The organism is Pseudoxanthomonas sp. GW2 (assembly GCF_000283075.1).
GTDB lineage: Bacteria > Pseudomonadota > Gammaproteobacteria > Xanthomonadales > Xanthomonadaceae > Pseudoxanthomonas.
Genome location: NZ_ALIP01000042.1, coordinates 13986 through 37774, shown reverse-complemented (window position 1 = coordinate 37774; position 23789 = coordinate 13986). Strand labels below are relative to the sequence as shown.

The 23789-nt window shown below is 71.2% G+C and carries 17 protein-coding genes and 1 pseudogene; 8 read left to right on the top strand and 10 right to left on the bottom strand.

All coding sequences use genetic code 11. The features are described from left to right. Positions 1–179 precede the first annotated feature (179 nt). The 5 genes from zwf (at position 180) to eda (ending at position 6105) form a co-directional block, all read left to right on the top strand. A complete protein-coding gene (gene zwf, locus B351_RS0103660) occupies positions 180–1625 on the top strand; it encodes a glucose-6-phosphate dehydrogenase (protein ID WP_019397700.1) in 1446 nt (481 codons plus the stop codon). Between the two features lie 2 nt (positions 1626–1627). Further along, positions 1628–2620: a glucokinase gene (glk, locus tag B351_RS0103655; RefSeq protein ID WP_019397699.1), complete on the top strand. Its 993-nt coding sequence runs from the start codon at positions 1628–1630 to the stop codon at positions 2618–2620. Next, positions 2617–3330, top strand: a complete 714-nt coding sequence (pgl, locus tag B351_RS0103650; protein WP_019397698.1) for a 6-phosphogluconolactonase — start codon at positions 2617–2619, stop codon at positions 3328–3330. The genes glk and pgl overlap by 4 nt, the downstream gene beginning before the upstream one ends. 116 nt (positions 3331–3446) lie before the next feature. Beyond that, the gene (gene edd, locus B351_RS0103645; protein ID WP_019397697.1) at positions 3447–5360 is read left to right on the top strand and encodes a phosphogluconate dehydratase; all 1914 of its coding nucleotides are present in this window, start codon (positions 3447–3449) and stop codon (positions 5358–5360) included. 85 nt (positions 5361–5445) lie between these two features. Next, complete coding sequence (gene eda / locus B351_RS0103640) at positions 5446–6105, top strand: bifunctional 4-hydroxy-2-oxoglutarate aldolase/2-dehydro-3-deoxy-phosphogluconate aldolase (RefSeq protein ID WP_019397696.1); 660 nt, start codon at positions 5446–5448, stop codon at positions 6103–6105. Positions 6106–6164: 59 nt separating this feature from the next. Here the strand turns inward: eda and B351_RS0103635 are convergent, their stop codons facing one another. From B351_RS0103635 to B351_RS0103600, 8 genes are all read right to left on the bottom strand, one after another. Further along, positions 6165–9299, bottom strand: a complete 3135-nt coding sequence (locus tag B351_RS0103635) for a discoidin domain-containing protein (RefSeq protein WP_019397695.1) — start codon at positions 9297–9299, stop codon at positions 6165–6167. A gap of 26 nt (positions 9300–9325) precedes the next feature. Continuing rightward, a complete protein-coding gene (locus B351_RS0103630; RefSeq protein WP_026010316.1) occupies positions 9326–10162 on the bottom strand; it encodes a carbohydrate ABC transporter permease in 837 nt (278 codons plus the stop codon). 14 nt (positions 10163–10176) lie between these two features. Next, complete coding sequence (locus tag B351_RS0103625) at positions 10177–11055, bottom strand: carbohydrate ABC transporter permease (RefSeq protein ID WP_019397693.1); 879 nt, start codon at positions 11053–11055, stop codon at positions 10177–10179. After that, a complete protein-coding gene (locus B351_RS0103620; RefSeq protein ID WP_019397692.1) occupies positions 11052–12338 on the bottom strand; it encodes a sugar ABC transporter substrate-binding protein in 1287 nt (428 codons plus the stop codon). The genes B351_RS0103625 and B351_RS0103620 overlap by 4 nt, the downstream gene beginning before the upstream one ends. Then, positions 12338–13990: a glucoamylase family protein gene (locus tag B351_RS0103615; protein WP_026010315.1), complete on the bottom strand. Its 1653-nt coding sequence runs from the start codon at positions 13988–13990 to the stop codon at positions 12338–12340. The genes B351_RS0103620 and B351_RS0103615 overlap by 1 nt, the downstream gene beginning before the upstream one ends. Before the next feature lie 102 nt (positions 13991–14092). Beyond that, positions 14093–17062, bottom strand: a complete 2970-nt coding sequence (locus B351_RS0103610) for a TonB-dependent receptor domain-containing protein (protein WP_019397690.1) — start codon at positions 17060–17062, stop codon at positions 14093–14095. Between the two features lie 49 nt (positions 17063–17111). Continuing rightward, positions 17112–18167, bottom strand: coding sequence for a LacI family DNA-binding transcriptional regulator (locus B351_RS0103605; protein WP_019397689.1), 1056 nt, complete (start codon positions 18165–18167; stop codon positions 17112–17114). Positions 18168–18255: 88 nt separating this feature from the next. Further along, a complete protein-coding gene (locus B351_RS0103600) occupies positions 18256–18555 on the bottom strand; it encodes a YciI family protein (protein WP_019397688.1) in 300 nt (99 codons plus the stop codon). A 407-nt stretch (positions 18556–18962) separates the two neighbouring features. On the opposite strand from B351_RS0103600, the gene B351_RS0103595 reads away from it, so the two are divergent. The 3 genes and pseudogenes from B351_RS0103595 (at position 18963) to rluB (ending at position 22124) form a co-directional block, all read left to right on the top strand. After that, complete coding sequence (locus B351_RS0103595) at positions 18963–19880, top strand: ScpA family protein (protein WP_019397687.1); 918 nt, start codon at positions 18963–18965, stop codon at positions 19878–19880. A gap of 35 nt (positions 19881–19915) precedes the next feature. After that, positions 19916–20689: pseudogene (gene scpB, locus B351_RS0103590) on the top strand (SMC-Scp complex subunit ScpB); the annotation flags it as partial. A 16-nt stretch (positions 20690–20705) separates the two neighbouring features. Continuing rightward, positions 20706–22124: a 23S rRNA pseudouridine(2605) synthase RluB gene (rluB, locus tag B351_RS0103585; protein WP_019397685.1), complete on the top strand. Its 1419-nt coding sequence runs from the start codon at positions 20706–20708 to the stop codon at positions 22122–22124. 251 nt (positions 22125–22375) lie between these two features. Here the strand turns inward: rluB and B351_RS0103580 are convergent, their stop codons facing one another. Continuing rightward, the gene (locus tag B351_RS0103580; protein WP_019397684.1) at positions 22376–22825 is read right to left on the bottom strand and encodes a hypothetical protein; all 450 of its coding nucleotides are present in this window, start codon (positions 22823–22825) and stop codon (positions 22376–22378) included. Between the two features lie 89 nt (positions 22826–22914). Beyond that, positions 22915–23724 (bottom strand): amidohydrolase, encoded by an 810-nt coding sequence (locus B351_RS0103575; protein WP_019397683.1) that lies wholly within the window; start codon positions 23722–23724, stop codon positions 22915–22917. Positions 23725–23789 lie beyond the last annotated feature (65 nt).

The window sequence follows — 23789 nt, the reverse complement described above, 5'->3', positions numbered from 1 at the left end:
GCGACGGACCGTTTCCGTGGACACTTTCCCGCCCACTGGACATTGCCCAAGGGGGCGGCCATATTTCGGAAGTTTCACGCATTACCTGCGGTCACCTGCCACCTTCCACCCGCTGCCCGGCGGGTGCGATCCGAAGAGAATCCACCGAACCAATGCCCCACCCCACGGAAGCCCACCGGATGCATGACACCCTGTTGCTGTTCGGCGCCACCGGCGACCTGGCACAGCGCTACCTGTTCCCCTCGCTCCTGCGCCTGATGGGCGACGGCCTCCTGCCGGAGGGCTTCCGCGTGCGCGCGATGGCGCTGTCGCCGCACGACACGGAGAAGTTCCGCGCGATCCTGCGCGAGCGCTTCGCCAACCTGGGCCACTACACGCCCTCGCCGGACCTGGTGGAGGCGTTCCTTCAGCGCGTGGACTACCGTTCGGTGGACATGCGCACCCCGGCCTCGGTGGCCGAGGCGGTGCGCGACATGACCGACCGCCCGTGCGTGAGCTATCTGTCGATCCCGCCGGGCCTGTACATCAGCACCTGCGAGGGCCTGGCCCTGGGCGGCGCGTTCGCCGCGCCCAGCCGGCTGATGCTGGAGAAGCCGATCGGCGCCGACCTGGCCTCGGCGCGCGAGATCAACGGCACGATCGGCAAGCTGATCGACGAGGACCGAATCTTCCGCATCGACCACTACCTGGGCAAGGCGGCGGTGCAGAACCTGCTGGCGCTGCGCTTCGGCAACGCCCTGCTGGAGGCGGTGTGGAACCGCAACTACATCGACTCGGTGCACATCCTGGTGTCCGAGAGCGAGGGCGTGGACGGGCGCAACTCCTACTACGCCCGCTCCGGCGCCCTGCGCGACATGGTCCAGAGCCACATCCTGCAGCTGCTGTGCCTGGTGGCGATGGAGCCGCCGGCCTCGCTGGAGGCCGACCGCATCCGCGACGAAAAGGTCAAGGTGCTGCGCGCCCTGCCCCCGTTCTGCGCCCCCGAGGCGCGCCGCCACAGCGTGCGCGGCCGGTACACCGCGGGCACCATCAACGGTGAGCCGGTGCAGGGCTACGCGCCGCCGGATGACAGCGATGTCGAAACCTTCGTCGGCGTCACCGCGCACATCGACAACTGGCGCTGGGCCGGGGTGCCGTTCCACCTGTGCACCGGCAAGCGCATGGCCGAGCGCTCAACCGTGGTCACCGTGACCCTCAAGCCGGTCACCCACTGGCTGTTCGAGCGCCCGGACCGCAACAACGCCGTGCCCAACCGCCTGACTTTCCGCCTGCAGCCGCAGGAGGACATCGAGCTGGGCCTGATGAGCAGCCTGGCCGGCCCGGAATGGGGCACCCTGGAGCTGCATCCGCTGGAACTGCAGCTGTCCTCGGAGACCGGCCAGAACCGCCGCATCGCCTACGAGCGCCTGTTCCTGGATGCCTTCCACGGCAACCACGCCCTGTTCGTGCGCAATGACGAGGTCGAGGCCGCCTGGGCCTGGATCGACAGCGTGGTCGACGCCTGGCGCGCCGACAACTCGCCGCTGCAGCCCTACCCGGCCGGCAGCTGGGGTCCGGAGGACGCGGCCGTGTTCCTGCCTGAAAGCTTCGACGCCGTCGCGCGTCCGGCACGCGACGCCCGCTGACCATGGCCGAACTGTTCCTGATCGCCGACATCGGCGGCACCAACGCGCGTTTCGCCCTGGCCGACCCAGGCGCCCCGGTCCCGCTGCTGGAGGACAGCGTGCGCGAGTTCGCGGTGGCCCAGTTCCCGTCGCTGGCCGAGGCCGCGCGCCACTACCTCGACCAGGCCCAGGCCAGCGCCCACCGCGGCGTGTTCGCCGTCGCCGGCCGGGTTGACGGCGACGAGGCGCGCATCACCAACCATCCGTGGGTGATTTCGCGCCCGCGCACCCGCGAGATGCTGGGCTTCGAGCAGGTCTACCTGATCAACGACTTCGCCGCCCAGGCCATGGCCATCAGCCTGTACCGGGCCGAGGACGTGGTGCCGATCGGCGGCGTGTCCTGGACCCCGGCGCCGCTGGGCGAGCCGCGCACCTACGCCGTGCTCGGCCCGGGCACCGGCCTGGGCGTGGGCGGGCTGGTGGTGCGCGACGGCCGCTGCTACCCGCTGGAGACCGAGGGCGGCCACGTCAGCTTCCCGCCGGGCACGCCGGAGGAGATCCGCATCCTGGAAATCCTGTCGGCGCAGTTCGGCCGCGTCTCCAACGAGCGCCTGATCTGCGGCCCCGGCCTGGTCAACATCCACCGCGCCCTGTGCGAGATCGCCGGGGTCGACCCGGGCCTGCTCGAGCCCAAGGACGTCACTGCCCGCGCCGCCGCCGGCGACCCGCTGTGCATGCGCGCGGTGGACGTGTTCTGCGCGGTGTTCGGCGCCATTTCCGGCGACCTGGTGCTGACCCTGGGCGCCTGGGACGGCGTGTTCCTCACCGGCGGCCTGGTGCCGAAGATGCTGGACTCGCTGCGCCATTCCGGCTTCCGCCAGCGCTTCGAATACAAGGGCCGGTTCTCGCCGACCATGGCCCGCGTGCCCTCGCTGGCGGTGCTGCATCCGCATGCCGGCCTGCTCGGCGCGGCCGCCTACGCGGTGGACATGGTCCGCCGGGAGGGCCTGGCGTGATCGCCGATCCGCGCATCGAATGGCTCGAACACGCCGGCGTGGACGCCTGGGGCGAGGCGATCGCCGCCGACCTCCAGGCCGCGCTGGCCGCCGACCTGGCCACCCGTGGCCGTGCCCGCACCCTGCTCTCCGGCGGCACCACCCCGGCGCCGGCCTACACCCGGCTGGCGCAGGCGCCGCTGGACTGGTCGAAGGTGAGCGTCGGCCTGGTCGACGACCGCTTCGTGCCCGCCGACCATCCGGCCAGCAACACCAGGCTGATCCGCGAGAGCCTGCTGGAGCGCGCGCCCGGCCTGCATTTCGAGCCGCTGGTACGCGAGGGGCTGTCGGCCGCCGAATGCGTGGAAGCCGCCAACCGCGAATCGGCCAACGCGCAGGATCCATGCGTGGCGGTGCTGGGCATGGGCAACGACGGCCACACCGCCTCGCTGTTCCCCGGTTCGGTGGACCTGGACGCGGCGCTGGCCGCGCAGGACGACTACGCCGTGCTCGACGCCACCGGCTGCCCGGTCGCGGCCGAGTGGACCACGCGCATCACCCTCACCCGCGCCGGCCTGGCCCGCTGCCGCCGGCACCTGCTGCTGCTGCGCGGCGAGGCCAAACGCGAGGTGCTGGAGCGTGCCCTGGCCGGCGACGACGTGCGCGAAATGCCGATCCGCGCGGTGCTGGGCCTGAGCGCCAGCCCACTGCGCGTACACTGGTGTCCTTGATGCGAGGCCCGCCGCCCGCACCTGTCTGATACCGGGGCGGCACGCCCCGGGCCCGCTGCCCCGTCCCTGCAGCCCGCGCCGGCGACGGCGCCAGCTCCGCCACTTCCTGGTACGACATGAGCCTGCATCCGAAGATCGAAGCCGTCACCGAGCGCATCCGCAAGCGCAGCGCCCCCTCGCGCGCCGCCTACCTGGCAGGCATCGACGAGGCGGTGCGCAACGGCCCCAACCGCACCCCGCTCAGCTGCGCCAACCTGGCCCACGTGTTCGCCGCCTGCGGCGAGCACGACAAGGCCCGCCTGCGCGGCTCGGCGACGCCCAACCTGGGCATCATCACCGCCTACAACGACATGCTCTCGGCGCACCAGCCGTACGAGCACTACCCGGAGCGGATCCGCGCCCTGGCCCGCGAGCTGGGTGCCACCGCGCAGGTGGCCGGCGGGGTGCCGGCGATGTGCGACGGCGTCACCCAGGGCCGCGGCGGCATGGAGCTGTCGCTGTTCTCGCGCGACGTGATCGCCCAGGCCACCGCCATCGGCCTGAGCCACGACGCCTTCGACGCGGCCCTGTACCTGGGCATCTGCGACAAGATCGTGCCGGGTCTGCTGATCGGCGCCCTGGCCTTCGGCCACCTGCCGGCGCTGTTCGTGCCGGCCGGCCCGATGCCCTCGGGCATCCCCAACAAGAAGAAGGCCGAGGTGCGCGAGCGCTACGCCGCCGGCGAGGCCACCCGCGAGGAACTGCTGGAGGTGGAGGCTCAGTCCTACCACTCCCCGGGCACCTGCACCTTCTACGGCACGGCCAACTCCAACCAGGTGCTGCTGGAGGCCATGGGCGTGCAGCTGCCGGGCAGCTCGTTCATCAACCCGGGCACGCCGCTGCGCAAGGCGCTGGACGAGGAAGCCGTGCGCCGGGTGCTGCAGATGACCGCGCTGGGCGATGACTACCGCCCCCGGGGCCGGCTGATCGACGAGCGCGCCATCGTCAACGCCATCGTCGCGCTGATGGCCACCGGCGGCTCGACCAACCACACCATCCACTGGATCGCCGTGGCCCGCGCCGCCGGCATCGTCCTGACCTGGGACGACATGGACCAGATCTCGCAGGTGGTGCCGCTGCTGGCGCGCGTGTACCCCAATGGCGAGGCCGACGTGAACCGCTTCCAGGCCGCCGGCGGCGTGCCGTTCGTGTTCCGCGAGCTGCTGGACGCAGGCCTGATGCACGACCTGCAGACCGTGGTGCCGGAAGGCATGCGCGCCTACACCCGCGAGCCGCGCCTGGAGAACGGCGTGCTGGGCTCGGCCCCCGCGGCGGCGGCCTCCGGCGACGAGAGCGTGGTGCGCACCGTGGCCGCGCCGTTCGAGAGCCAGGGTGGCCTGCGCCTGCTCCGCGGCAACATCGGCCGCGCCCTGATCAAGCTATCGGCGGTCAAGCCGGAGCACCGCTGCGTCGAGGCACAGGCGGTGGTGGTCGACGCCCCGCAGAAGCTCAACAAGCTGCACGCCGCCGGCGTGCTGCCGCACGACTTCGTCGCGGTGGTCACCTACCAGGGCCCGCGCGCCAATGGCATGCCCGAGCTACACTCGCTGGCGCCGCTGCTGGGCATGCTGCAGAACCAGGGCCGCAAGGTGGCGCTGGTCACCGACGGCCGCCTGTCCGGCGCATCAGGCAAGATCCCGGCGGCGATCCACGTCACCCCGGAAGCGGCGCGCGGCGGCCCGATCGGCAAGATCCGCGACGGCGACATCGTGCGCCTGGACAGCGAGGCCGGCGTGCTCGAAGTACTGGTCGACGCGGCCGAGTGGAACGCCCGCGAGGTGGCGCCCAACACCAGCCGCGCGGCGCACGACCTGGGCCGCAACCTGTTCGCCTACAACCGCGCCAACGTCGGTCCGGCCGACCAGGGCGCAACCTCGATCTCCTGTGGCCCGCCGGCGCACGACGGCAGCGCCTGGGACTACGACGCCGAGTACGAACTGGGCAGCACGGCCGAGGCGGCGCTGGCGCCGCACGCCGAGAAGGACAACTGAGCTACCGCCGCCGCGCCCGCGGCGGCCCACCCCATGCACGCGCGGCCCGTGGCCGCGACCCCGCACTTACGGAGCCACCGATTCCATGAGCATCGACCAGACCCAGGCCAAGGCCGAACAGCTGCTGAGCCAGGCCGGCATCCTGCCGGTGGTCACCGCCGACAGCGTCGACGAGGCGCGCAAGCTTTCCGCCGCGCTGCTCAAGGGCGGACTGACCGCGATCGAACTGACCCTGCGCACCCCCTGCGCGCTGGATGCGCTGGTGGCGCTCAAGAAGGAACTGCCCGGCATCGCCGTGGGCATGGGCACGGTGACCACGGTCGAGCAGATGCAGAAGTGCATCGAGCTGGGCGCCGATTTCCTGGTCACCCCGGGCACCCCGGCCGAACTGGCCGACGCGCTGGCCAGGGCGCCGATCCCGGCCGTGCCCGGCGGTGCGACCCCGACCGAATTCCTGTCGCTGATGGCGCGCGGCTTCCGCGTGTGCAAGCTGTTCCCGGCCAACGCGGTCGGCGGCCTGGCCATGCTCAAGGGCCTGGCCGGCCCGCTGGCCGAGCTGAAGATCTGCCCCACCGGCGGCATCACCGAAGACACCGCGGCCGAGTTCCTGGCCCAGCCGAACGTGGGCTGCGTGGGCGGCTCGTGGATGGTGCCGAAGAACTGGCTCAAGGCCGGCGAGTGGGACAAGGTCGAGGCCAGCGCGGCCAAGGCCGCCGGGATTGTTGCCGCGGCGCGCGCGGCCTGAGCCGCCTCACCTCGACACCAGGAAAGCCGGGCAATGCCCGGCTTTTTTGTTGCCGACGGTTACGGACCGGCCACCTCGATCCTTACCTCTGCCCCGGGCCGGGTGATGCGCAGCTCGCCACCGGTCCACTTGGCGGGGCGGCCATCGATCGTCGTCCGTCCGGGATGGCCCGCGTATGGCCAGGGCAGCACCAGCCCGCCCGGCGGCAGCCCTGCGTCGCCGGCCACGTCCAGCTGCAGCTGTCCGTCGCGGCGGCGCAGCGCGTAGCCGAGGCGGCCGTGGGGGGTGTGCAGGCCGCGCACCTGGATGCCCTCGCCTTCCAGCCAGTCCAGCGGCACGCCGGCGGCCAGCACCAGGCTGTCGTCGCGCTCGCGGTGGTAGGCGAACATGTCCAGCGCCGAGCGCACGAAGTCCGAGGCCACCCAGGCATGCGGCAGGTCGCCGACGAAGAACGGCTTGCGCGGCGTGGCCGAGACCACCTCGGCCCACTGGTTCCAGGGCGGCGGCGCGCGGTCGGCGAAGAAGTACTCCACCGCCTGCCAGGCGCGGTCGCGCCAGCCCAGGCGCACGAAGGCGGCCACGTTGCGCCACTCGTAGGGCGTGTAGTCCTTCCATTCGCGGCGGCCGTCGCGGCGCTCGACGAACTGCTGCCAGTAGCGCTCGAAGGTGTTCTCCAGCAGCTCGCGCGGCAGCCAGTCCTGCTCGCCGCCCGGGGCCAGCGCGATGGTGGTCGAGGTCGGGTCGAAGTCGCCCAGTTCCGCGGCGCCGGGCAGGTAGTCGATGCCATGGCGGGCGGTGGCGGCGCGCAGCGATGCGGCGAGGTCGGCGCGGAACTGGTCGCGCGCGGCGGCCATGCGCCGGGCCTCCTCGCGCAAGCCCAGCGCCTGGGCCACTTCCACCGCGTCCTTGTAGCCGCGCAGGGCCCAGAAGTTGTCCCAGTACGAGTGCATCGGCTTGGCCGAATAGCCCTCGTGGCTGATCGACACCGGCATCATCCCGTAGAAGGCCGGGTCGCGCCTGCGGTTCTCCTCCGTGCGCTCGCTGGCGCGCAGCCGTTCCATGTAGTCGAACGCACCGCGCACGTGCGGCCACATCCGCTGCAGGAATTCGCAGTCGCCGGTGTAACGCCAGTACTCGGCGATGTTGAACACCAGCTCGCCGTGGCTGTCGTTCTCCGGCACCGGGTCGCTGCCGCGCGCGTCGACGCAGCACGGGACCTTGCCGTTCTCGAACTGGTAGGGCGCGTACCACTCCAGGTACTGGCGCACGACCTCGGGCCGCCCCAGGCGCAGCAGGCCTTCGGAGATCATCGCCCCGTCGCGGATCCAGCTGCGCGAATACGAGCGCGTGCCCGGCTGCAGGCGCGGGCCGACGCGCGAGACCAGCATGTGCGCCAGCGCGGTGCGCACGGTGGCGGCGAAGTCGCGGCCCTCCGCCGGGAGCCGCAGCTCCACCTGGCCCAGCAGTTCCTGCCAGCGCGCAGCGGTTTCTTCGGCGGCACGCGCGGCGTCGAAACCGGGCGGCGGCGCAGTTTCGCCGTCCAGCGGCGCCACCAGGGCGACCTCGCGTTCCTCGCCGGGGGCCAGCCGCCAGCGGTACAGCAGCATGCCCGAGGCCAGGCCGGTCGGATCCTCCACCGCGGATGCGGCAGGGATGTCGCCGGAGGCCAGGCGCTGCACGTCCAGCCCGGCGTCGAACGGCGTGGCAAAGGCCTGGTCCGGTGGCCGGGTCGCGTAGACCCGCGGCCGGCCGTCCACCGACACGGTGGCGCCGTCGATGGCCAGCGAGCTGATCGGGCTGACGCCGCCGATGGTGTTGAGGAACTGCGCCGGCGGATTGACCTGCAAAGGCCGCACCGCCAGCGCCAGCACGTACTCGCGTGGTTGTGGATGCGGGTTGCGCAGGCGGTAGCGCGCGACCACGCGCGAGTCGCCCGCCTGGCCATGGGCGAAGGCGGAAACCTGCAGCGCCGGTGCATCGCCGCCTTCGCCGGCCGCGGTCCACTCCACCTCCGGCATGGGCAGCCCCTCGCCGGGCAGGCGCTGCACCGGCTTCACGTCGGCCCAGCCGACGAGCCGGCCGCCTTCGAGCACGAAGGGCTCGATGCTGAAGCCGCCACGCGCCAGCTCGACCGCGCCGTCCTCGCCGACCAGGCCCTGCTCGCTGCCACCATCGACGCCGATGATGGTCCAGTAGGGCTGCTCGCCGCTGAAACCGCGCGGCAGCCAGCCGCGCGGCAGCTCGCGGGCCAGGGCCTTGATGAAATCATTGGGATGGGCCGAGAACTCCAGCGGCTGCACCTGCGCCTCGGCCAGGGCGTAGCGTCCGCCTTCCAGCCGCAGCGCGATCCGCCGCGCCTCCGCTTCCGGCAGCGCCAACCAGTCGCTGTCACCGCGGCCCTGCTCGACCGTGCGCACCGTGCGCCACTGGCCGTCGGCATCTTCCAGTTCCACCGCGTAGCGCTGCGGGCGCCGGCGGGCATCGGCCCAGCGCAGCACCAGGCCACCGAACTCGCGCTCCTGGCCCAGGTCCAGCAACAGGCGCTGGCGGCCGCGGGCCTCCCAGGCCGTGCCGCGGTCGCCGTCGATGGCGTGCACGGCGCGGGCGGCGGCAGTGCTGGCCTCCACCGCAACGGCCGCCGGCGGGGTGGCCGGATCCGGCGGCAGCGGTTCCAGCGCCAGCTCGTCGAAGCAGACGCTGCCGCGGCCGCCGGCATTGTTGTAGATGGTGAACTCGACCTTGGCACTGCGGCGGAGCACGCGATCCGGATCCGGGCCCCAGGCCTTGTCGATGTGGCGGGTGCGGTAGCGCACCTCGGTCCAGTCGGCCGGGAAGTCGTAGCGCGGGCGGTTGACCCAAAACACGTTGTCGCCGCTGGCGTCGACCAGCTTGAACTGCAGGTCGTTGGCCGGGGAATCGCCGCGCAGGTGGAAGGAGAAGCGGTAGTTGTCCGGGTACTCCAGCGGCAGGTCGCGCTGGATGCCGGCGTAGCCGGACACACCGTTGAAGTCGTAGTCCAGGCATAGGGCCCCGCCCCGGGCGCCTTCGACGCGGCGGATCGCACCGCTGACCTGGTCGGACGCGACCACCCTCCACGGCGCCGGATCCTCGAACCCGTCCAGCACCCGCGCCTGCGCGCCGGCGACGGCGGGATGCAGCGCCAGTGCGCCCGACAGCAGGATGGCTCCACGCATCGCCACAGGCACCATCGACGAACCTCCTATCCCTTGACGCTGCCCAGCAGCAGGCCCTGGATGTAGTAGCGCTGCAGCAGCAGGAACAGCAGCAGCACCGGCAGCACCGTGACCACCGCGCCGGCCATCATCAGTTCCACGTCCATGATGTGCTCGCGCGAGAGCGTGGCCAGGGCCACCGGCAGGGTGTAGTGCTCCTGGTCGGTGAGCACGATCAGCGGCCACATGAAGTCGTTCCAGGCGGCCATGAAGGAGAAGATCGCCAGCGTCACCAGCACCGGCTTGAGCATGGGCAGGACGATGGAGAAGAAGATCCGCCACTCCCCCGCCCCGTCGATCCGCGCCGCCTCCAGCAGCTCGTCGGGGATCGAGCGCGCGTACTGCCGCACCAGGAAGATGCCGAACACGCTGGCCAGCGCCGGCAGCACCACGCCGGCGTAGCTGTTGACCAGGCCCAGCTGCTTCATCAGCAGGAACAGCGGCAGCATCGCCACCTGCGCCGGCACCACCAGCGCCGCCAGCAGCAGCTGGAACAGCCGGTCGCGGCCGCGGAAGCGCAGCTTGGCGAAGGCATAGCCGGCCAGGGTGTTCACCAGCAGCGAACCGATGGTGATCGCGCCGGCCACCAGCAGGCTGTTGAGGAAGTTGCGGCCCATGCCGGTGCGGCCGAACAGCGCCCGGTAGTTCTCCCCGCTCAGCTCCGAGGGCAGCAACGGCGGCGGGAAACGCGCGGCCTCGCCGGTGGGCATGAACGACACCGAGAGCATCCACAGCAGCGGAGCCAGGCTCACCAGCGCCAGCGCAAACAACGCGCCGTTGACCAGCAGCGCGTGCAGGCGCGACTGCCCGACCTCGCGCCCGATGGACTGCGCTGCGCTCATACCATCCCCCTGCGGCGGCCGAGCCGCAGCATCAGCGTGGTCGCCGCCAGGATCACCACGAACAGCAGGAAGGCCACGGCCGAGGCGCGGCCCAGGTTCCACCACTTGAAGCCTTCCTCGAACATGAAGTACAGCACGCTGACCGTGCTCTGCAGCGGGTCGCCGCGGGTCATCACGTAGGGCTCGGCGAACAGCTGGAAGTAGCCGGACACGGTGATCACCCCGACCACCAGCAGCACCGGCCCCAGCTGCGGCAGGGTGATGTGCAGGAACTGCTGCCAGCGCGAGGCGCCGTCGATGCGCGCGGCCTCGTACAGGTCGCGCGGGATGGCCTGCAGGCCGGCGAGGAAGATCACCATGTTGTAGCCGAAGTTCTTCCACACCGCGAACAGGATGATGGTCGGCATCGCCCAGCGCGGGTCGCCCAGCCAGTCGACCGGGTCGATGCCCAGGTGGCCCAGCGCCCAGTTCACCAGGCCGTAGCTGGTATGGAACAGGTAGCGCCAGATCACCGCCACCGCCACAAGGGTGGTGACCACCGGCGCGAACAGCGCGGTGCGGAACAGGCCGCGCAGCCGCGCAGCCGGGGCGTTGAGCAGCAGTGCCGCGCCCAGCGACACCGCCACCGACAACGGCACGCCCACCACCACGAAATAGGTGGTGTTCCACAGCGCCTTCCAGAACAGCGGCGTGCGCAACAGCTCCAGGTAGTTGTCCAGGGCGACGAAGCGCAGGTTGCGCATGTCCGCCAGCGCGTACAGGTCGAAGTCGGTCAGGCTCAGCGCCAGCGCCGACAGCACCGGCAGGGCGAAGAACAGGCCCAGCACCAGCAGCGCCGGGCCCACGAACAGCCATCCGGCCAGGCGCGCGCTCATCGCCCCGCCCCCTGCGCGGCGGCGCGTTCGTGGATCCAGCGCCGCTTGGCGAGGATGCCGTCGACCCGCGCATCCAGCTCGCGCGCGGCCGCGTCCTGGGCCAGGCCGCCGCGCACCACCCGCTCGGTGACCAGGCGCATCTCCTGGGCGATGCGCTCCCACTCCAGCACCTTGGGCGCCGGCTTCGCGCGCTCCAGCTGGTCGCGGAACGCGGCGGCCAGCGGGTCGCCGGCCAGGTCCGGGTGTTCCCAGGCGCTGCGGCGCGGCGGCAGGTCGCCAATCAAGGCGTGGAAGCGCTGCTGGATGTCCGGGCGCGAAAGGAACTCCACCAGCTTCCAGGCCTGTTCCGAACGCGGCGAGCCACGGAACAGGACCAGGCTGGTGCCGCCGGCGATGCCCGCGCCCGGGCCGTGCGGCCCCGGCAGCGGCATCGTGCCCCACTGCCCTTCCAGCTGCGGCGGCTGGCGGCGGCGGAACTCGCGGATGTTCCAGGGCCCGGACAGGTAGAACGCGTAGGAGCCACGGAAGAATTCGTCCCAGACGTTGGAGATCTGGGTCTCGGAGACCTTCGGCGCCCAGCCCTGCTCGAACACGTTGGCGTAGAACGCCAGCGCGCGGCGGAAGCCGGGGCTGGAGAAGTTGCCGCGGGTGTCGTCGTCGCGCAGCAGCGGGTCGTCCTGCTGCAGCGCCAGCGACAGCTGCTGCTCGAATTCGTTGAGCGGCATCAGGATGGCGTGGCGCCCGGGCCCCAGGTGGCGCTTGACCGCGGCCATGGCCTGCTCCCACTCGGCCCAGGTGCGTGGCAGCTGTCCAACCCCGGCCTCGCGCAGCAGGTCCTTGCGGTAGAACAGCAGGCGCGTGTCCACGTACCACGGCACGCCCACCAGCTGGCCGTCGACCACGGCGGTGTCCCAGATGCCCGGGAAGTAGTCGGCCGGTTCAATGCTGGCCGAGGCATCCACCCGCGCCTGCAGCGGTTGCAGTGCGCCCAGCTGGGCGAATTCGGGGATCCAGGTATTGCCGAGCTGGCACACGTCCGGCATCGCGTCGGCGGCGAACGCGGTCAGCAGCTTCTCGTGCGCGGCGGTCCAGGGGATCTGCTGGATCTCCACCTCGATCCCGCTCTCGCGCTCGAACTCCTCGACCAGGACGCTTACCACCTCGGCCTCGCGGCCCATCGCCCAGAAGCGCACCGGCTGCGCGGCCGGGTCGCCGCCGCAACCGGCCAGCAGCAGCGCCAGCAACGGCAGCAGGCAGGCACGCAGCAGCCGCGGCGTGGCCATCACTGCCTCGGCGGCTGCGCGCGGTTGGCCGCGGCCGGCTCTTCCCTGCGCTGCTGCTCCTTGCGCTGGGCCTCGGCGGCTGCCGCGCGCGACTCGGCCATGCCCAGCGCGCGCGCGTCGGCGGCGCGGCGGTCGGCTTCCATGCCCTCGTCCTCGTCCTCCGGCGCCAGCCAGCCGCCGCGGAAGCCGGCACGCTCCAGGCCGGTGCGGATGTACGGGCTCTTCTTCATCACCGACCACACGAACTCGTTGCGGTAGTTGGCGATCATCGCCAGGATCGGCCCCTGGTCGATGCCGATGTAGTCGCTGGCCACCCAGCCCTTGCCGGGGACGATGCGCCCGGTCTTGAGCGGGATGTCGTAGTTGAAGCTGGGGTTGAACGAGTCCAGGAAGCCGTAGCTGGAGTACAGGTAGTCGCCGTAGCGGCGGAGCATCTCCTCCGTGGCCGGGATCACCACCTCCGGCGCGAACACGATCGAGGAGATCGCCGCGGTCGGGGCGATGGTGCCGTCGTCGAAGTTCTCGCGCAGGCCGGCGCCGCGCGAGGAATAGTGGCGGAATTCGCGCTCCTCGCCGCGGTAGATCTGGCGGGTGTTCTGCGGGCCGTCGCCGGCGGTCAGGCCCCAGACGTTCTCGCCGTAGTCCTTCCACTTCATCGGGTTGGCGATGGCGTACTCGCGCTGGGCCAGCGCCGCGCGGCGGCTGTTGAGGAAGTAGTCGATCCCGCGTTCGCGCATGTACTGGTCCTGGATGTCGCGGAAGTCGATCCAGACATGGCTGTACTGGTGGCCGAACAGCGGGCCGAAGCTCAGGTACTCCTGGCCGTAGTACACGCCCCAGTCGTTGTTGTAGGTGCGGGTCCACACCGTCCAGGCCTCCGGCTCGACCGCGTGGGTCGGCGAGCCCAGGGCCAGGATGTACAGCAGCATGGCCTCGTTGTAGCCCATCCAGTCGTGCTGGATGAACCCGCTCTCGGGGAACCAGCCCATCGAGATCAGCGGCGGGCGCACCTGCAGCCACTTCCAGTCCACCCGGCGGTAGAGCTGGTCGGCCAGCTTGCGGATCTCCTGTTCGCGCGGGTCGTCGCCTTCGTAGTAGGCCTGGGCGAACAGCACGCCCATCATCAGGATCGCGGTGTCCACGCTGGACAGCTCCACCCAGCTGTCGTAGCGGTGGCCGTTCTGCATGTCGAGGAAGTGGTAGTAGAAGCCCTTGTACGCACCGCGCCCGGTGGCCTGGGGCCCCTGCGGGATGTCGCGCAGGAAGCGCAGCGTGGTCAGGGTGCGGTCCACCGCCTGGGTGCGGCTGACCCAGCCGTTCTCGATGCCGATCGGGTACGCGGTCAGGGCGAAGCCGATCGAGGCCACGCTGGCGAACGGGCGCGAGGGATAGCGGTCCGGGGTCAACCCGTTCTGCTCGTTGGTGGTGTCCCAGAAGAACTGGAACGTGCGCCGCTCGATGTCGCGGAACAGCGGCGGCAGTTCCGGCCGCGGCGGGCGTTCGGGGAGCACGGGCTCGATCAGGATCACGTCGGGCTTGGGCGGCGGCGGCAGCTCGGCCGGCGGCGGCGGCGTTTCCTGCCGGCATCCGGCCAGCAGCAACAGGAGGCCCGCCAGGGGGACGATGCAGCGTTGCCAGTACCACCGTTTCAAGACCGCTCTCTCCTCATTGCCGCCGGCGGCGGGACCGGATCCGCTCCATGCCGTGCGCGCCGCCGCCCCGGTGCAGGCAGGCCGGCGGCGGCGCGCCGGCGCTCACCAGTCGATCCCGAGCGTCAGCTTGAACGTGCGCGTCGGCAAGGCGATCGACAACGGCGTGCCCCAGGCCGGATTCTGCGGCTCGCCCGCGCCTCCGCGCCAGTCCTCGTAGCCGTCGTAGTTGGACCAGTTGAACACGTTGAGCACGTCGCCGCGCACGCGGAAGCTGATTCCGCCGCCGGTGTCCCAGACCTTCTCAAGCGCCACGTCCAGCTGCTTGAACTCCTCGTCCGGGGTGTAGCTGTCGTAGTAGCAGTACGCCCAGGCGGAGACGTTGCAGTTCTGGTAGTAGCGCGGGGTGGCGTCGGCCCAGGTGCCCTTGCCGGAGAAGGTCGTGCCCCAGGGGCCGTCCCAGATGCCGGTCAGCACCACCCGGTTCTCCGGCACCTTGCCCGGGAACCAGCCGTAATCCTCGATCCGTTCGGCGTTGAATGCGCCCGGCCAGCCGTCGACCGGGCTGTTCTGCTCCGAATCGGTCCAGGTGTAGGCCAGGGTCACGCCCCACGGCGAGGCGTTGGTGTACGGCTTCTCCACCTTGAGGTAGACCGAGCGGGTGCGGGTCTCCAGCGCGTTCTGCGCCAGGATCAGGTTGGAGAACGGGGCGAAGCCGATGCCCCACGGCGGCGGATCGGTCGCGTCCGGCGGATCGGAGGGGAAGAAGCTGCCGTCGTCGCGGCGGTTGCCCAGCAGGAACGCGATGCCGTCGTGGCTGCGCACGTAGGACAAGGTCAGCTCGGTGCTCCAGTCGTGCCCGCCCAGCGCCCAGGTGTCGCGGATGCCGAGGCTGAACTGGTCCGAGTACGGGACCTCCAGGTCGTTGTGGTTGAGGAACACCTCGCGCGCGCCGGCCACGCTGGCCGAGGCGCGCAGGAACTCCGGATCCAGGTAGCGCGGGTCCCAGGCACGGCAGGTCGCCCCGGTGGCGGTGTCGCAGGGGTGGGCCGGGGTGTCGAAGTCGTAGGTGTACTGGCCCCAGCTGGCCTTGGAGACCTCGTTCTGCAGGTAGTCGAACAGGTTGCGGTCGTAGGAACGGCCGGCGCCGCCGAACAGCACGTGGCGCTGGTCGCCGAAGAAGTCCCAGGAGAAGCCCAGGCGCGGGGCCCAGTTGTCCTTGTCCGCCTTGCGGTTGTTGCCGGTGCTGATGTAGTCCTCGACGTCCACGCTGGAGCCCGGAAGCGCGGCGTTGGAGGCGCGCAGCGCGTCCACCACCTGCTGCGGGGTGACGTAGTCCTCGTAGCTGGGCGTCTGCTCGTAGTCCCAGCGCACGCCCAGGTTGACGGTCAGGTGCTCGTTGACCTCCCAGTCGTCCTGGATGTAGATGCCGAACTGCTTGTTGCCGGAGGAGGCGGTGCCGTTGCCGAACCCGGCGACCGGCGCGCCGAACTCCACGTGCACCGGCACGTCCAGGCTTTCGTTGATGTCGTAGTAGAAGACCGGGTTGTACTTGTTCTGCTCCAGGGTCTTCAGGTCGACCTTCTTGTACTTGATGCCCATCTTCAGCGTATGGCCGTCCCAGCCGCTGTAGGTGAGGTCGTCCTGGAAGGACCAGCCCTTCTGGCCCTTGTCCTGGTAGTTGTCGCTGCCGCCGCTGCGGACGATGGTGTCGGTCCAGTTGCCGTCGCTGAGGTAGTAGCCGGGCACGAAGTTGGCCGGCAACGGGCTCCAGAACGCGTCCTCGTAGGTGATGTGGGCGTCGTTGAGCCAGTCGCCCGCGGTCAGCTGGTAGCGCAGGTCGACCCGGGTCTCCTCGTTGGTGTTGAGCGTGGCCGCCGGCGGCAGGCGCTGGTCCTGCACCTGGATGGTCTCGCTCTCGTCGCGGTACTTGGCGGTGAGCTCGAAGTAGTGGTTCTCGCCGAACAGCCAGTCGACCTTGGCGAAGTACAGGTCCTCCTTGAACGGCGAGGTGTAGGTGCCGGTGCCGTACTGCTCGCGCAGGTCGGGCGGCAACTGGTCGGGGGTGTAGCCGCGGCCGAGCAGGAAGTTGCGGGGGGTCTGGTACTCCTTGGCCTCGTAGGCGAGGAAGAAGTGGGCCACGTCGCGGATGATCGGGCCGCCGAAGCTGACGCCATACTGCTCCTGCTTGCTCTCGGCCTTGGTCGCGCCCTCGCGCTCCTCGAAGCGGCTGCGCGAGCGCCACTCGGTGCTGGTGCGGTCCCAGAAGAAGCTGCCCTCGAACTCGTTGGAGCCGGAGCGGGTGGCGGCCACGATCGCCGCGCTGCTGAGCTGGTCGAACTCGGCCTTGTAGTTCTGGGTGATGACCTTGTACTCGCCGATCGCCGACTGCGGGAAGGGATTGCCGCGGCTGGTGTCCTGGCCGCTGATGCCGCCGGTGGTCACGTAGTTCTTCTGGCCCACGCCGTCGATGAACACGTTGACCGCGTTGGCGCTCTGCGCGCCGGAGCGGATCCGGGTGTTGCCGCTGGCGTCGGTGATGAACTGCACGCCCGGCGCGGTGTCGGCGAAGGCGAGGAAGTTGCGGGTGTTCTGCGGCAGCGCCTGGATCTGCTTCTGGGTGACGTAGCTGGCCACCTCCGAGGTGCGGGTCTCCACCGCGGCCTGCGCGGTGACCTGCACCGCCTCCAGGGTGGTCGCCTCGCCGGTCGGCGCGCCCTCCGGCAGGCCGCCCACGCCCAGGTCCACGGTCGCGGTCTGGCCAACCTGCACCGTCAGCTCGCGGGAGGCGGTCTGGCCGTTGGCGTCGACCTCCACGCGATAGGTGCCCGGCGGCAGGCCGGCCAGGGTGTAGCGTCCCTCGCCGGACACGCGCACGCTGCGCCGCAGGCCGGTGGCGGTGTTGACCGCGGTGACGGTGGCGCCGGCCGCGGGCGCGGAATCGGCATGCACGTGGCCGCGGATGGTCGCGGCCGAGCTTTGCGCCAGCGCCGCGCCGCTACCCAGCGCCAGGCAGCCTGCCAACGCCAGGCTCAGCAGGCTGCGCGCGGGCCGATCGGTTCCAATGCGTTTCATCGCTCCCTCCCAGGATGGATGGGCCTGATGCGGTCAGGCCTTCGTTCGTCTAGCCCGGACCGGTGCCGGACGCGGGATGCTCCGGGCCCCCGCTGGATGCGCGCACCACCAGTTCCGGTGCCAGCACGTGCCGGTCCGCCACCTCGCCCGATGCGGGTCCGGCCACGTCCGCGCCGGCTTCGATCTGGTCGAGCAGGCGCTCCACTGCGCGTCCTCCGAGTTGCGCGATACTCACTCGCATCGTGGTCAAGGACGGGTGAACGAAACGCGCCAGCGGGATGTCGTCGAAGCCTGCGAGCGCGATGTCCTGCGGCACCCGTACGCCGGCCTGCGCGAATGCGTAAAGGCAGCCCAGCGCCATCATGTCGTTGGCCGCGAACACCGCCTGCGGACGCTCGCCCGCGGCGAGGATCGCCTGCCCCGCGCGGTGCCCCGAAGCCTCGTCGAAATCGCCCGGGTACTCGCATCCGCTCGCGCCCGGATGCGCGGCGATGGCCTCGCGGAAGCCACGCAGGCGTTCCTGCGCGTCGTAGTTGTGCTCCGGGCCGGCGATGAAGGCGATGCGACGGTGGCCCAGCGCGAGCAGGTGCGCGGTCATCGCCATCGCCCCGGCGTGGTTGTCCACCTCGAACGCCGGCCAGGCCGGCTCGGCCTGGTGGGTGTTGACCAGCACCGCGGGCAATGGCGGCAGGTTCTCCTCGAGGAACCCGGGCTGGTCGGCGAACGGCGACATCACCAGCAGGCCGTCGACCCGCCCGCGCATCGCGCGCAACGCCGCGGCCTGCTGCTCGGGGTCGCCGTGGTAGCTGGACAGCAGCATGTGCTTGCGGCGCGCGCGCGCGCCGGCGCCGATGCCGCGGATCAGCTCGGAGAAGAACTCGCCATGCAGGTCCGGCAGCACCACGCCGATGGTCTGGGTGCTGCGGCTGCTGAGGCTGCGCGCGGCGCCGTGCGGGCTGTAGCGCAGGCGCTGCGCCACCGCCTCGACCTGCTTGCGCACCGGCTCGGCCACGTTGGCGTGGCCGTTGAGCGCGCGCGAGACGGTGGCCACCGAGACCCCGGCCTCGCGGGCGACATCGCGGATCGTGACGACCGGGCGTACCATCGGACGGCTCCTGCGCGGAAACGTGACGCGAATGTAAACGTTTCCATGCGGGACGCCAAGGCGGCGTCAAGGTTCCGCGGCGCGTTCCTCAGCGCAGGACCGGCAGGAACGGCCGCACCTCGACGCGCGCGTAGACCCCGGCCTCGACGTAGGGATCGGCCCCGGCCCAGGCACGCGCCTGCTGCAGCGAGTCGAACTGCGCGATCACCACGCTGCCGCTGAAGCCGGCCGGGCCCGGGTCCTCGGCATCGATCGCCGGGCAAGGCCCGGCCACCAGCAGGCGCCCGGCCTCGCGCAGGGCCTGCAGCCGCGCCAGGTGCGCCGGTCGCGCCTGGCGCCGGCGCGGCAGCGCGCCCTCGGCGTCATGTCCCTCGATCACGTACCACATGGCTGGCTCCCGCACGCGTTGGCCCGGATTGTATCTGCCGCCTGTCCGGCCATGCACCGCGGTGCTGGACACGCCGCCGGGCAGCGCTTACCCTTGGCACCACATGCGGCCGTGAAGCAGCGGCCCGTCGGCTCCAGACTGCAAGGGCTGCCAGCCCGTACAGGGGAATCCGGGCGCGGTATCCCGCTCCACACCCGGCCGACCGACGACCGATCCGCTGACCGCGAACCGCCACGCAGACGACCTCCCCGGCACCCGGCCGCCGCCCCGCGCGACCTGGGCCTGTATTGATGTGCTTACAGGCGCCCGTCCCGTCCCCACGGCGACGTCCGCCATCCGCAGGTGGCACCGCGTTCCCGCCCCGGGGCGCTGCGTGCGCCCCTACCCGGGCATGGCTTTCCGAGCAGATGAGTTCCGAACCCGCGCAAGACGCGACCCTGCAAACGCCGCAGCAGCCGTCCGCACCGCAGCAGCAGGAAATGCCGCTGGCGATCGTGCACGGGCAGCCGCTGCTGCAGATCCCGCAGGACCTGTACATCCCGCCGGATGCGCTGGAAGTCATCCTCGACGCGTTCGAGGGCCCGCTTGACCTGCTGCTGTACCTGATCCGCCGCCAGAACCTGGACATCCTGGACATCCCGGTCGCCGAGATCACCCGGCAGTACGTGGACTACATCAACGTGATGCAGGACCTGCGCTTCGAGCTGGCCGCCGAGTACCTGGTGATGGCCGCGATCCTGGCCGAGGTGAAGTCACGGATGCTGCTGCCGCGGCCGGTGAACGAGGACGGCGAGGAAGCCGACCCGCGCGCCGAGCTGGTGCGCCGCCTGCAGGAGTACGAGCGCTTCAAGCAGGCGGCCGAGGACCTGGACGCGCTGCCGCGCATGGAACGCGACACCCTGCCGGTGCAGGCCCACGTGCCGGACCGCCAGGCCATCCGCCTGCCGCCGCCGGTGGACCTGCGCGAGATGCTGCTGGCCCTGCACGACGTGCTGCGCCGGGCCGAGCTGTTCAGCGGCCACGCCATCCGGCGCGAGGCGCTGAGCGTCCGCCAGCGCATGGGCGAGGTGCTGCAGCGGCTGGACGACGGCCGCTTCCACCGCTTCGAATCGCTGTTCACCCCCGAGGAAGGCCGCCTGGGCGTGCTGGTGACCTTCCTGGCCATGCTCGAGCTGGCCAAGGAGCAGTTGCTGGACATCGTCCAGGACGCACCGCTGGCGCCGATCTACGTCAAGTCGCTGGCGGTCGGCAACACCAACGCACCGCTCGAATTCCACAGCGAGTTCGACGAAGGCGACGACTCCTCCGCCGCGGCGGAAGAGTAAGCCCGCCCCACCCTTCAACCGATCCTGCGAGATTCATGGACCAGGCGCTGATCAACCGCATCGTCGAGGCTGCCCTGCTGGCGGCCAACCAGCCCCTGCCGCTGGCGCAGCTGCGCGGCCTGTTCCCGGAGGACGAACCGATCCCGCCGGGGGCCGTGGAAACGGCGCTGGAACAGCTACGCGAGGCCTGCGCCGACCGCGGCGTGGAGCTGGTGGAGGTTGCCTCCGGCTTCCGCTTCCAGGTCAAGGCCGAGGTCCACCCCTGGGTGGCCCGCCTGTGGACCGAGCGCAAGACCCGCTACACCCGCGCCACCCTGGAGACCCTGGCGCTGATCGCCTACCGCCAGCCGATCACCCGCGGCGAGATCGAGCAGGTGCGCGGCGTGGCGGTGAGCAGCAACATCATCCAGGCGCTGGAGGAACGGGAGTGGATCCGCGTGGTCGGCCACCGCGACGTGCCGGGCCGCCCGGCCCTGTACGGCACCACCAAGCAGTTCCTGGACTACTTCGGCCTCAAGCGGCTGGACGAACTGCCGCCATTGTCCGAACTGAAGGACATCGGCGAGCTGGAACCGGAACTGCCGCTGGATCCGGACGCAGCCCCGGCCGCGGCCGGCGTCTCCGCCAACGACGCCGGGGCGCAGCCGCAGGACGCGGACGCGAACCCCGCCGAGGGCCAGGCCGGCGCCAACGCCCAGGCGGCAACCGATGCAGGCGCGGCCGATGCTGCCGCCCAGGACACCCCCCACTCGCCGGAGGCCGCCGATACGGCCGCCGGTCCCGCAACCCAGGCCCCGGACGATACCGAAGGCCGGAGCAATACCCATGACTGAAACAACCCCACGCAAGACCCTCGGCAAGCTCTCGCTCAAGCGCAGCGAGGACGCCGCCCCGGCCGCGAAGATCGAGGAGCGCCTGCACAAGGTGCTGGCCCAGGCCGGCCTCGGCTCGCGCCGCGCGCTGGAGCAGCGCATCGCCGACGGCCTGGTGAAGGTCAACGGCGAGGTCGCGCAGGTCGGCCAGAGCATCCGCAGCGGCGACCGCGTCGAACTCGACGGCAAGGCCTTCGTGGCCTCGGCCCTGACCGAGCCGGCGCGCGTGCTGGTCTACAACAAGCCCGAAGGCGAAGTGACCACCCGCGAGGATCCCGAGGGCCGCCCGACCATCTTCGAGTCGCTGCCGCGGCTCAAGGGCGCGCGCTGGATCGCGATCGGCCGCCTGGACATCAACACCACCGGCCTGCTGCTGCTGACCACCGACGGCGAGATCGCCAACGCGATGATGCATCCCTCGCACGAGGTCGAGCGCGAGTACGTGGTGCGCGTGCGCGCACCGGAAGGCCAGGAGCGCGTGCCGGACAACGTGGTCGACCGCCTCGCCCGCGGCGTGGCCTTGGAGGACGGCCCGGCCAAGTTCGACCAGATCGAGCGCATCGGCGGCACCGACTCGCACGACTGGTTCAAGGTCGTGGTCAAGGAAGGCCGCAACCGCGAAGTGCGCCGCCTGTGGGAATCGCAGGGCTGCCAGGTCAGCCGCCTCAAGCGCGTGCGCTACGGCAACATCAGCCTGCCGCGCGAGCTGCTGCGCGGGCAGTCGCAGGAACTGCCGCAGGAGCAGGTCGACGCCCTGCGCCGCGAGCTGGGCCTGGACGCCAACGCGCCCTCCACCCTGACCCTGCAGCCGGTGATTGGCCAGCGCCGCGCGGCCAAGACCGCGCTGCACGTGCGCCAGGGCGGGCAGGCCTACGTCAACGGCCACAACACCGCCGACGAGGGCCGCGAACTGCGCCGCTTCGACCACGTGCGCGAGGACCGTCGCGGCGGCCGCGGCGGCAAGAAGCCGCACGGCGGCCTCACCGTCAGCGGCGAGATGGCGGCCAAGCAGTCGCAGAAGCCGTTCAAGCAGCGCAAGCAGAAGGGCGCGCTGAAGCCGCTGCCGGACGGCAACCCGGCCGCATTCCGCACCTGGTACGTGCCCGAGGGCGTGGCCACCGGCCCCAGCGGCCACCGCAACGCCGGCCCGGGCGGCAAGCGCTCCGGCAAGCCGGGCGCCGGCCAGGGCGCGCGCAAGGCGGCGCGTCCCTATGGCCATCCGGGCAACGCCGTGCACTTCCCCTCCGACCACGCCACCCCGGGCCAGGACCGCGGCCCACGCGGCAACGCCGGCAACCGCGCCAAGCGCCCCGGTGGCGGCGGCCGTCCGGGCGGCGGCGGCCGTGGCGGCCGCGGCCCGCGCCAGGGCTAAGCACCGCTGGTCCGATCGCGGCTCCACGGAGCCGCACCCACCTGCCCGCCCAGCGCGGGCAGGTCCGTTTCCGGGGCCTGGAAACTCCGCTCGCGGCCGATGCGGAACCGGTTCCTGCCCGGTTATCGCCTGCGCATCACGAGCGCATCAGAAGAGCGATCGCGACCACTCCGCCAGCCCCGCGGCCCTCCGGACCCGGGCTCACCGAATCCCGAATCCCGAATCCCGAATCCCGAATCCCGAATCCCGAATCACTCGATCACAAACTTGCCAAACGCGACACCCAGGTCCCAGCCCTTGCCGGTGCCGGCCAGCGCCAGGGAAACATCGCCCTTGGTCATGACCTGGGCCTTGCTGGACTTCGCCGCGCCGGCGTGCACCTCGGCCGCGGCATAGGTGCCCAGGGTCTCGGCGATGCTGTTGACGCCGGAGAACTCGCCCACGCCGTTCTCGATCTTCGACTTGCCGAAGGTCAGGCCGCCGCCCTTGGCGGTGATCCTCACCGCGCGGCTGGCGCCGTTGTCGCAGGTAATGACGCCGGTGCCGGTGGCGGTCTTGTAGAACACCGACCAGCCTTCCAGGTTGAAGCGCAGCTTGCAGTCCACCTCGCCGGCCTGTGCCTGGGGCAGTGCCAGCACGCCGAGGCCAAGCGCCAGGGCGGTGGCCAGGAAACGGGAAGCGGAACGCGGACGTCGGATCATGGCAGCCTCCGGAAGGATCGTGCGCCGGAGCATATAGCAGGCTTCCGTCGCCGTGCCGTGCACCGCGGCCGCCGTCCGTCGGCCGCGGTTCAGCGGGCCGGGTCGCGCAGTTCGAACGGGTCGGCGTCGAGCATGGCCGGGAAGTGCTCGCGGTGCGCGGCCAGGGCCGCGGCCGAAAGCGTGGTGGTCAGCACCTGCTCGCGGCCATGGGCCTCGACCTGGTCCTGGCCGAGGAAGTCGATCACCGCGCTGTCGCCGCTGTACTCCAGGCCGTTGCCGTCGCGGCCGACGCGGTTGACCGCGGCCACGTAGCACAGGTTCTCGATCGCCCGCGCCCGCGCCAGGGTCTTCCAGGCATGCGCGCGCGGCGCGGGCCAGTTGGCGACGAACACCTGCAGGTCGAAATCCATCCCGTCCGGCCGCTCCACCCCGTAGCGGTTGCGGCAGAACACCGGGAAGCGCAGGTCGTAGCAGACCTGCGGATTGATCCGCCAGCCCTTCCACTCCACGGTCAGGCGCTGCCGCCCCGGCGCATAGCGCCTGTGCTCGCCGGCGTAGCGGAACAGGTGGCGCTTGTCGTAGTGCGCCAGCGCGCCGTCGGGCGTGGCCCACAGCAGGCGGTTGAACACGCCCTCCTCCGTGCGCAGCTGCACGCTGCCGGTGACCGCCGCCCCCAGCCTGGCCGCCTGCTCCCGGATCCAGGCCACGGTCGGTCCGTCCATGCCCTCGGCGCGGTCGATCGCCTCGTTGGAGAAGCCGCTGGTGAAGGTCTCCGGCAGCACCACCAGGTCGGTGGCCCCGGCCAGCGGCGCCACCAGCGCCCCGTAGTACTCGCGGTTGGCCGCCGGATCGTGCCAGCGGGTGTCGCCCTGGACGAGGGAGATGCGCAAATCCTGCATTGCTGGGCTCGTGATTCGTAATTGGTGATTAGTGATTGGCGAAAGGGCGACTTGCTGGGGGTGTC

Excerpts from the sequence above, each read along its gene's own strand:
- zwf (WP_019397700.1), top strand. The coding sequence starts at position 180 with ATGCATGACACCCTGTTGCTGTTCGGCGCCACCGGCGACCTGGCACAG.
- glk (WP_019397699.1), top strand. The coding sequence starts at position 1,628 with ATGGCCGAACTGTTCCTGATCGCCGACATCGGCGGCACCAACGCGCGT.
- edd (WP_019397697.1), top strand. The coding sequence starts at position 3,447 with ATGAGCCTGCATCCGAAGATCGAAGCCGTCACCGAGCGCATCCGCAAG.
- eda (WP_019397696.1), top strand. The coding sequence starts at position 5,446 with ATGAGCATCGACCAGACCCAGGCCAAGGCCGAACAGCTGCTGAGCCAG.
- B351_RS0103635 (WP_019397695.1), bottom strand. The coding sequence starts at position 9,299 with ATGCGTGGAGCCATCCTGCTGTCGGGCGCACTGGCGCTGCATCCCGCC.
- B351_RS0103625 (WP_019397693.1), bottom strand. The coding sequence starts at position 11,055 with ATGAGCGCGCGCCTGGCCGGATGGCTGTTCGTGGGCCCGGCGCTGCTG.
- B351_RS0103620 (WP_019397692.1), bottom strand. The coding sequence starts at position 12,338 with ATGGCCACGCCGCGGCTGCTGCGTGCCTGCCTGCTGCCGTTGCTGGCG.
- B351_RS0103610 (WP_019397690.1), bottom strand. The coding sequence starts at position 17,062 with ATGAAACGCATTGGAACCGATCGGCCCGCGCGCAGCCTGCTGAGCCTG.
- B351_RS0103605 (WP_019397689.1), bottom strand. The coding sequence starts at position 18,167 with ATGGTACGCCCGGTCGTCACGATCCGCGATGTCGCCCGCGAGGCCGGG.
- B351_RS0103600 (WP_019397688.1), bottom strand. The coding sequence starts at position 18,555 with ATGTGGTACGTGATCGAGGGACATGACGCCGAGGGCGCGCTGCCGCGC.
- B351_RS0103595 (WP_019397687.1), top strand. The coding sequence starts at position 18,963 with ATGAGTTCCGAACCCGCGCAAGACGCGACCCTGCAAACGCCGCAGCAG.
- rluB (WP_019397685.1), top strand. The coding sequence starts at position 20,706 with ATGACTGAAACAACCCCACGCAAGACCCTCGGCAAGCTCTCGCTCAAG.
- B351_RS0103580 (WP_019397684.1), bottom strand. The coding sequence starts at position 22,825 with ATGATCCGACGTCCGCGTTCCGCTTCCCGTTTCCTGGCCACCGCCCTG.
- B351_RS0103575 (WP_019397683.1), bottom strand. The coding sequence starts at position 23,724 with ATGCAGGATTTGCGCATCTCCCTCGTCCAGGGCGACACCCGCTGGCAC.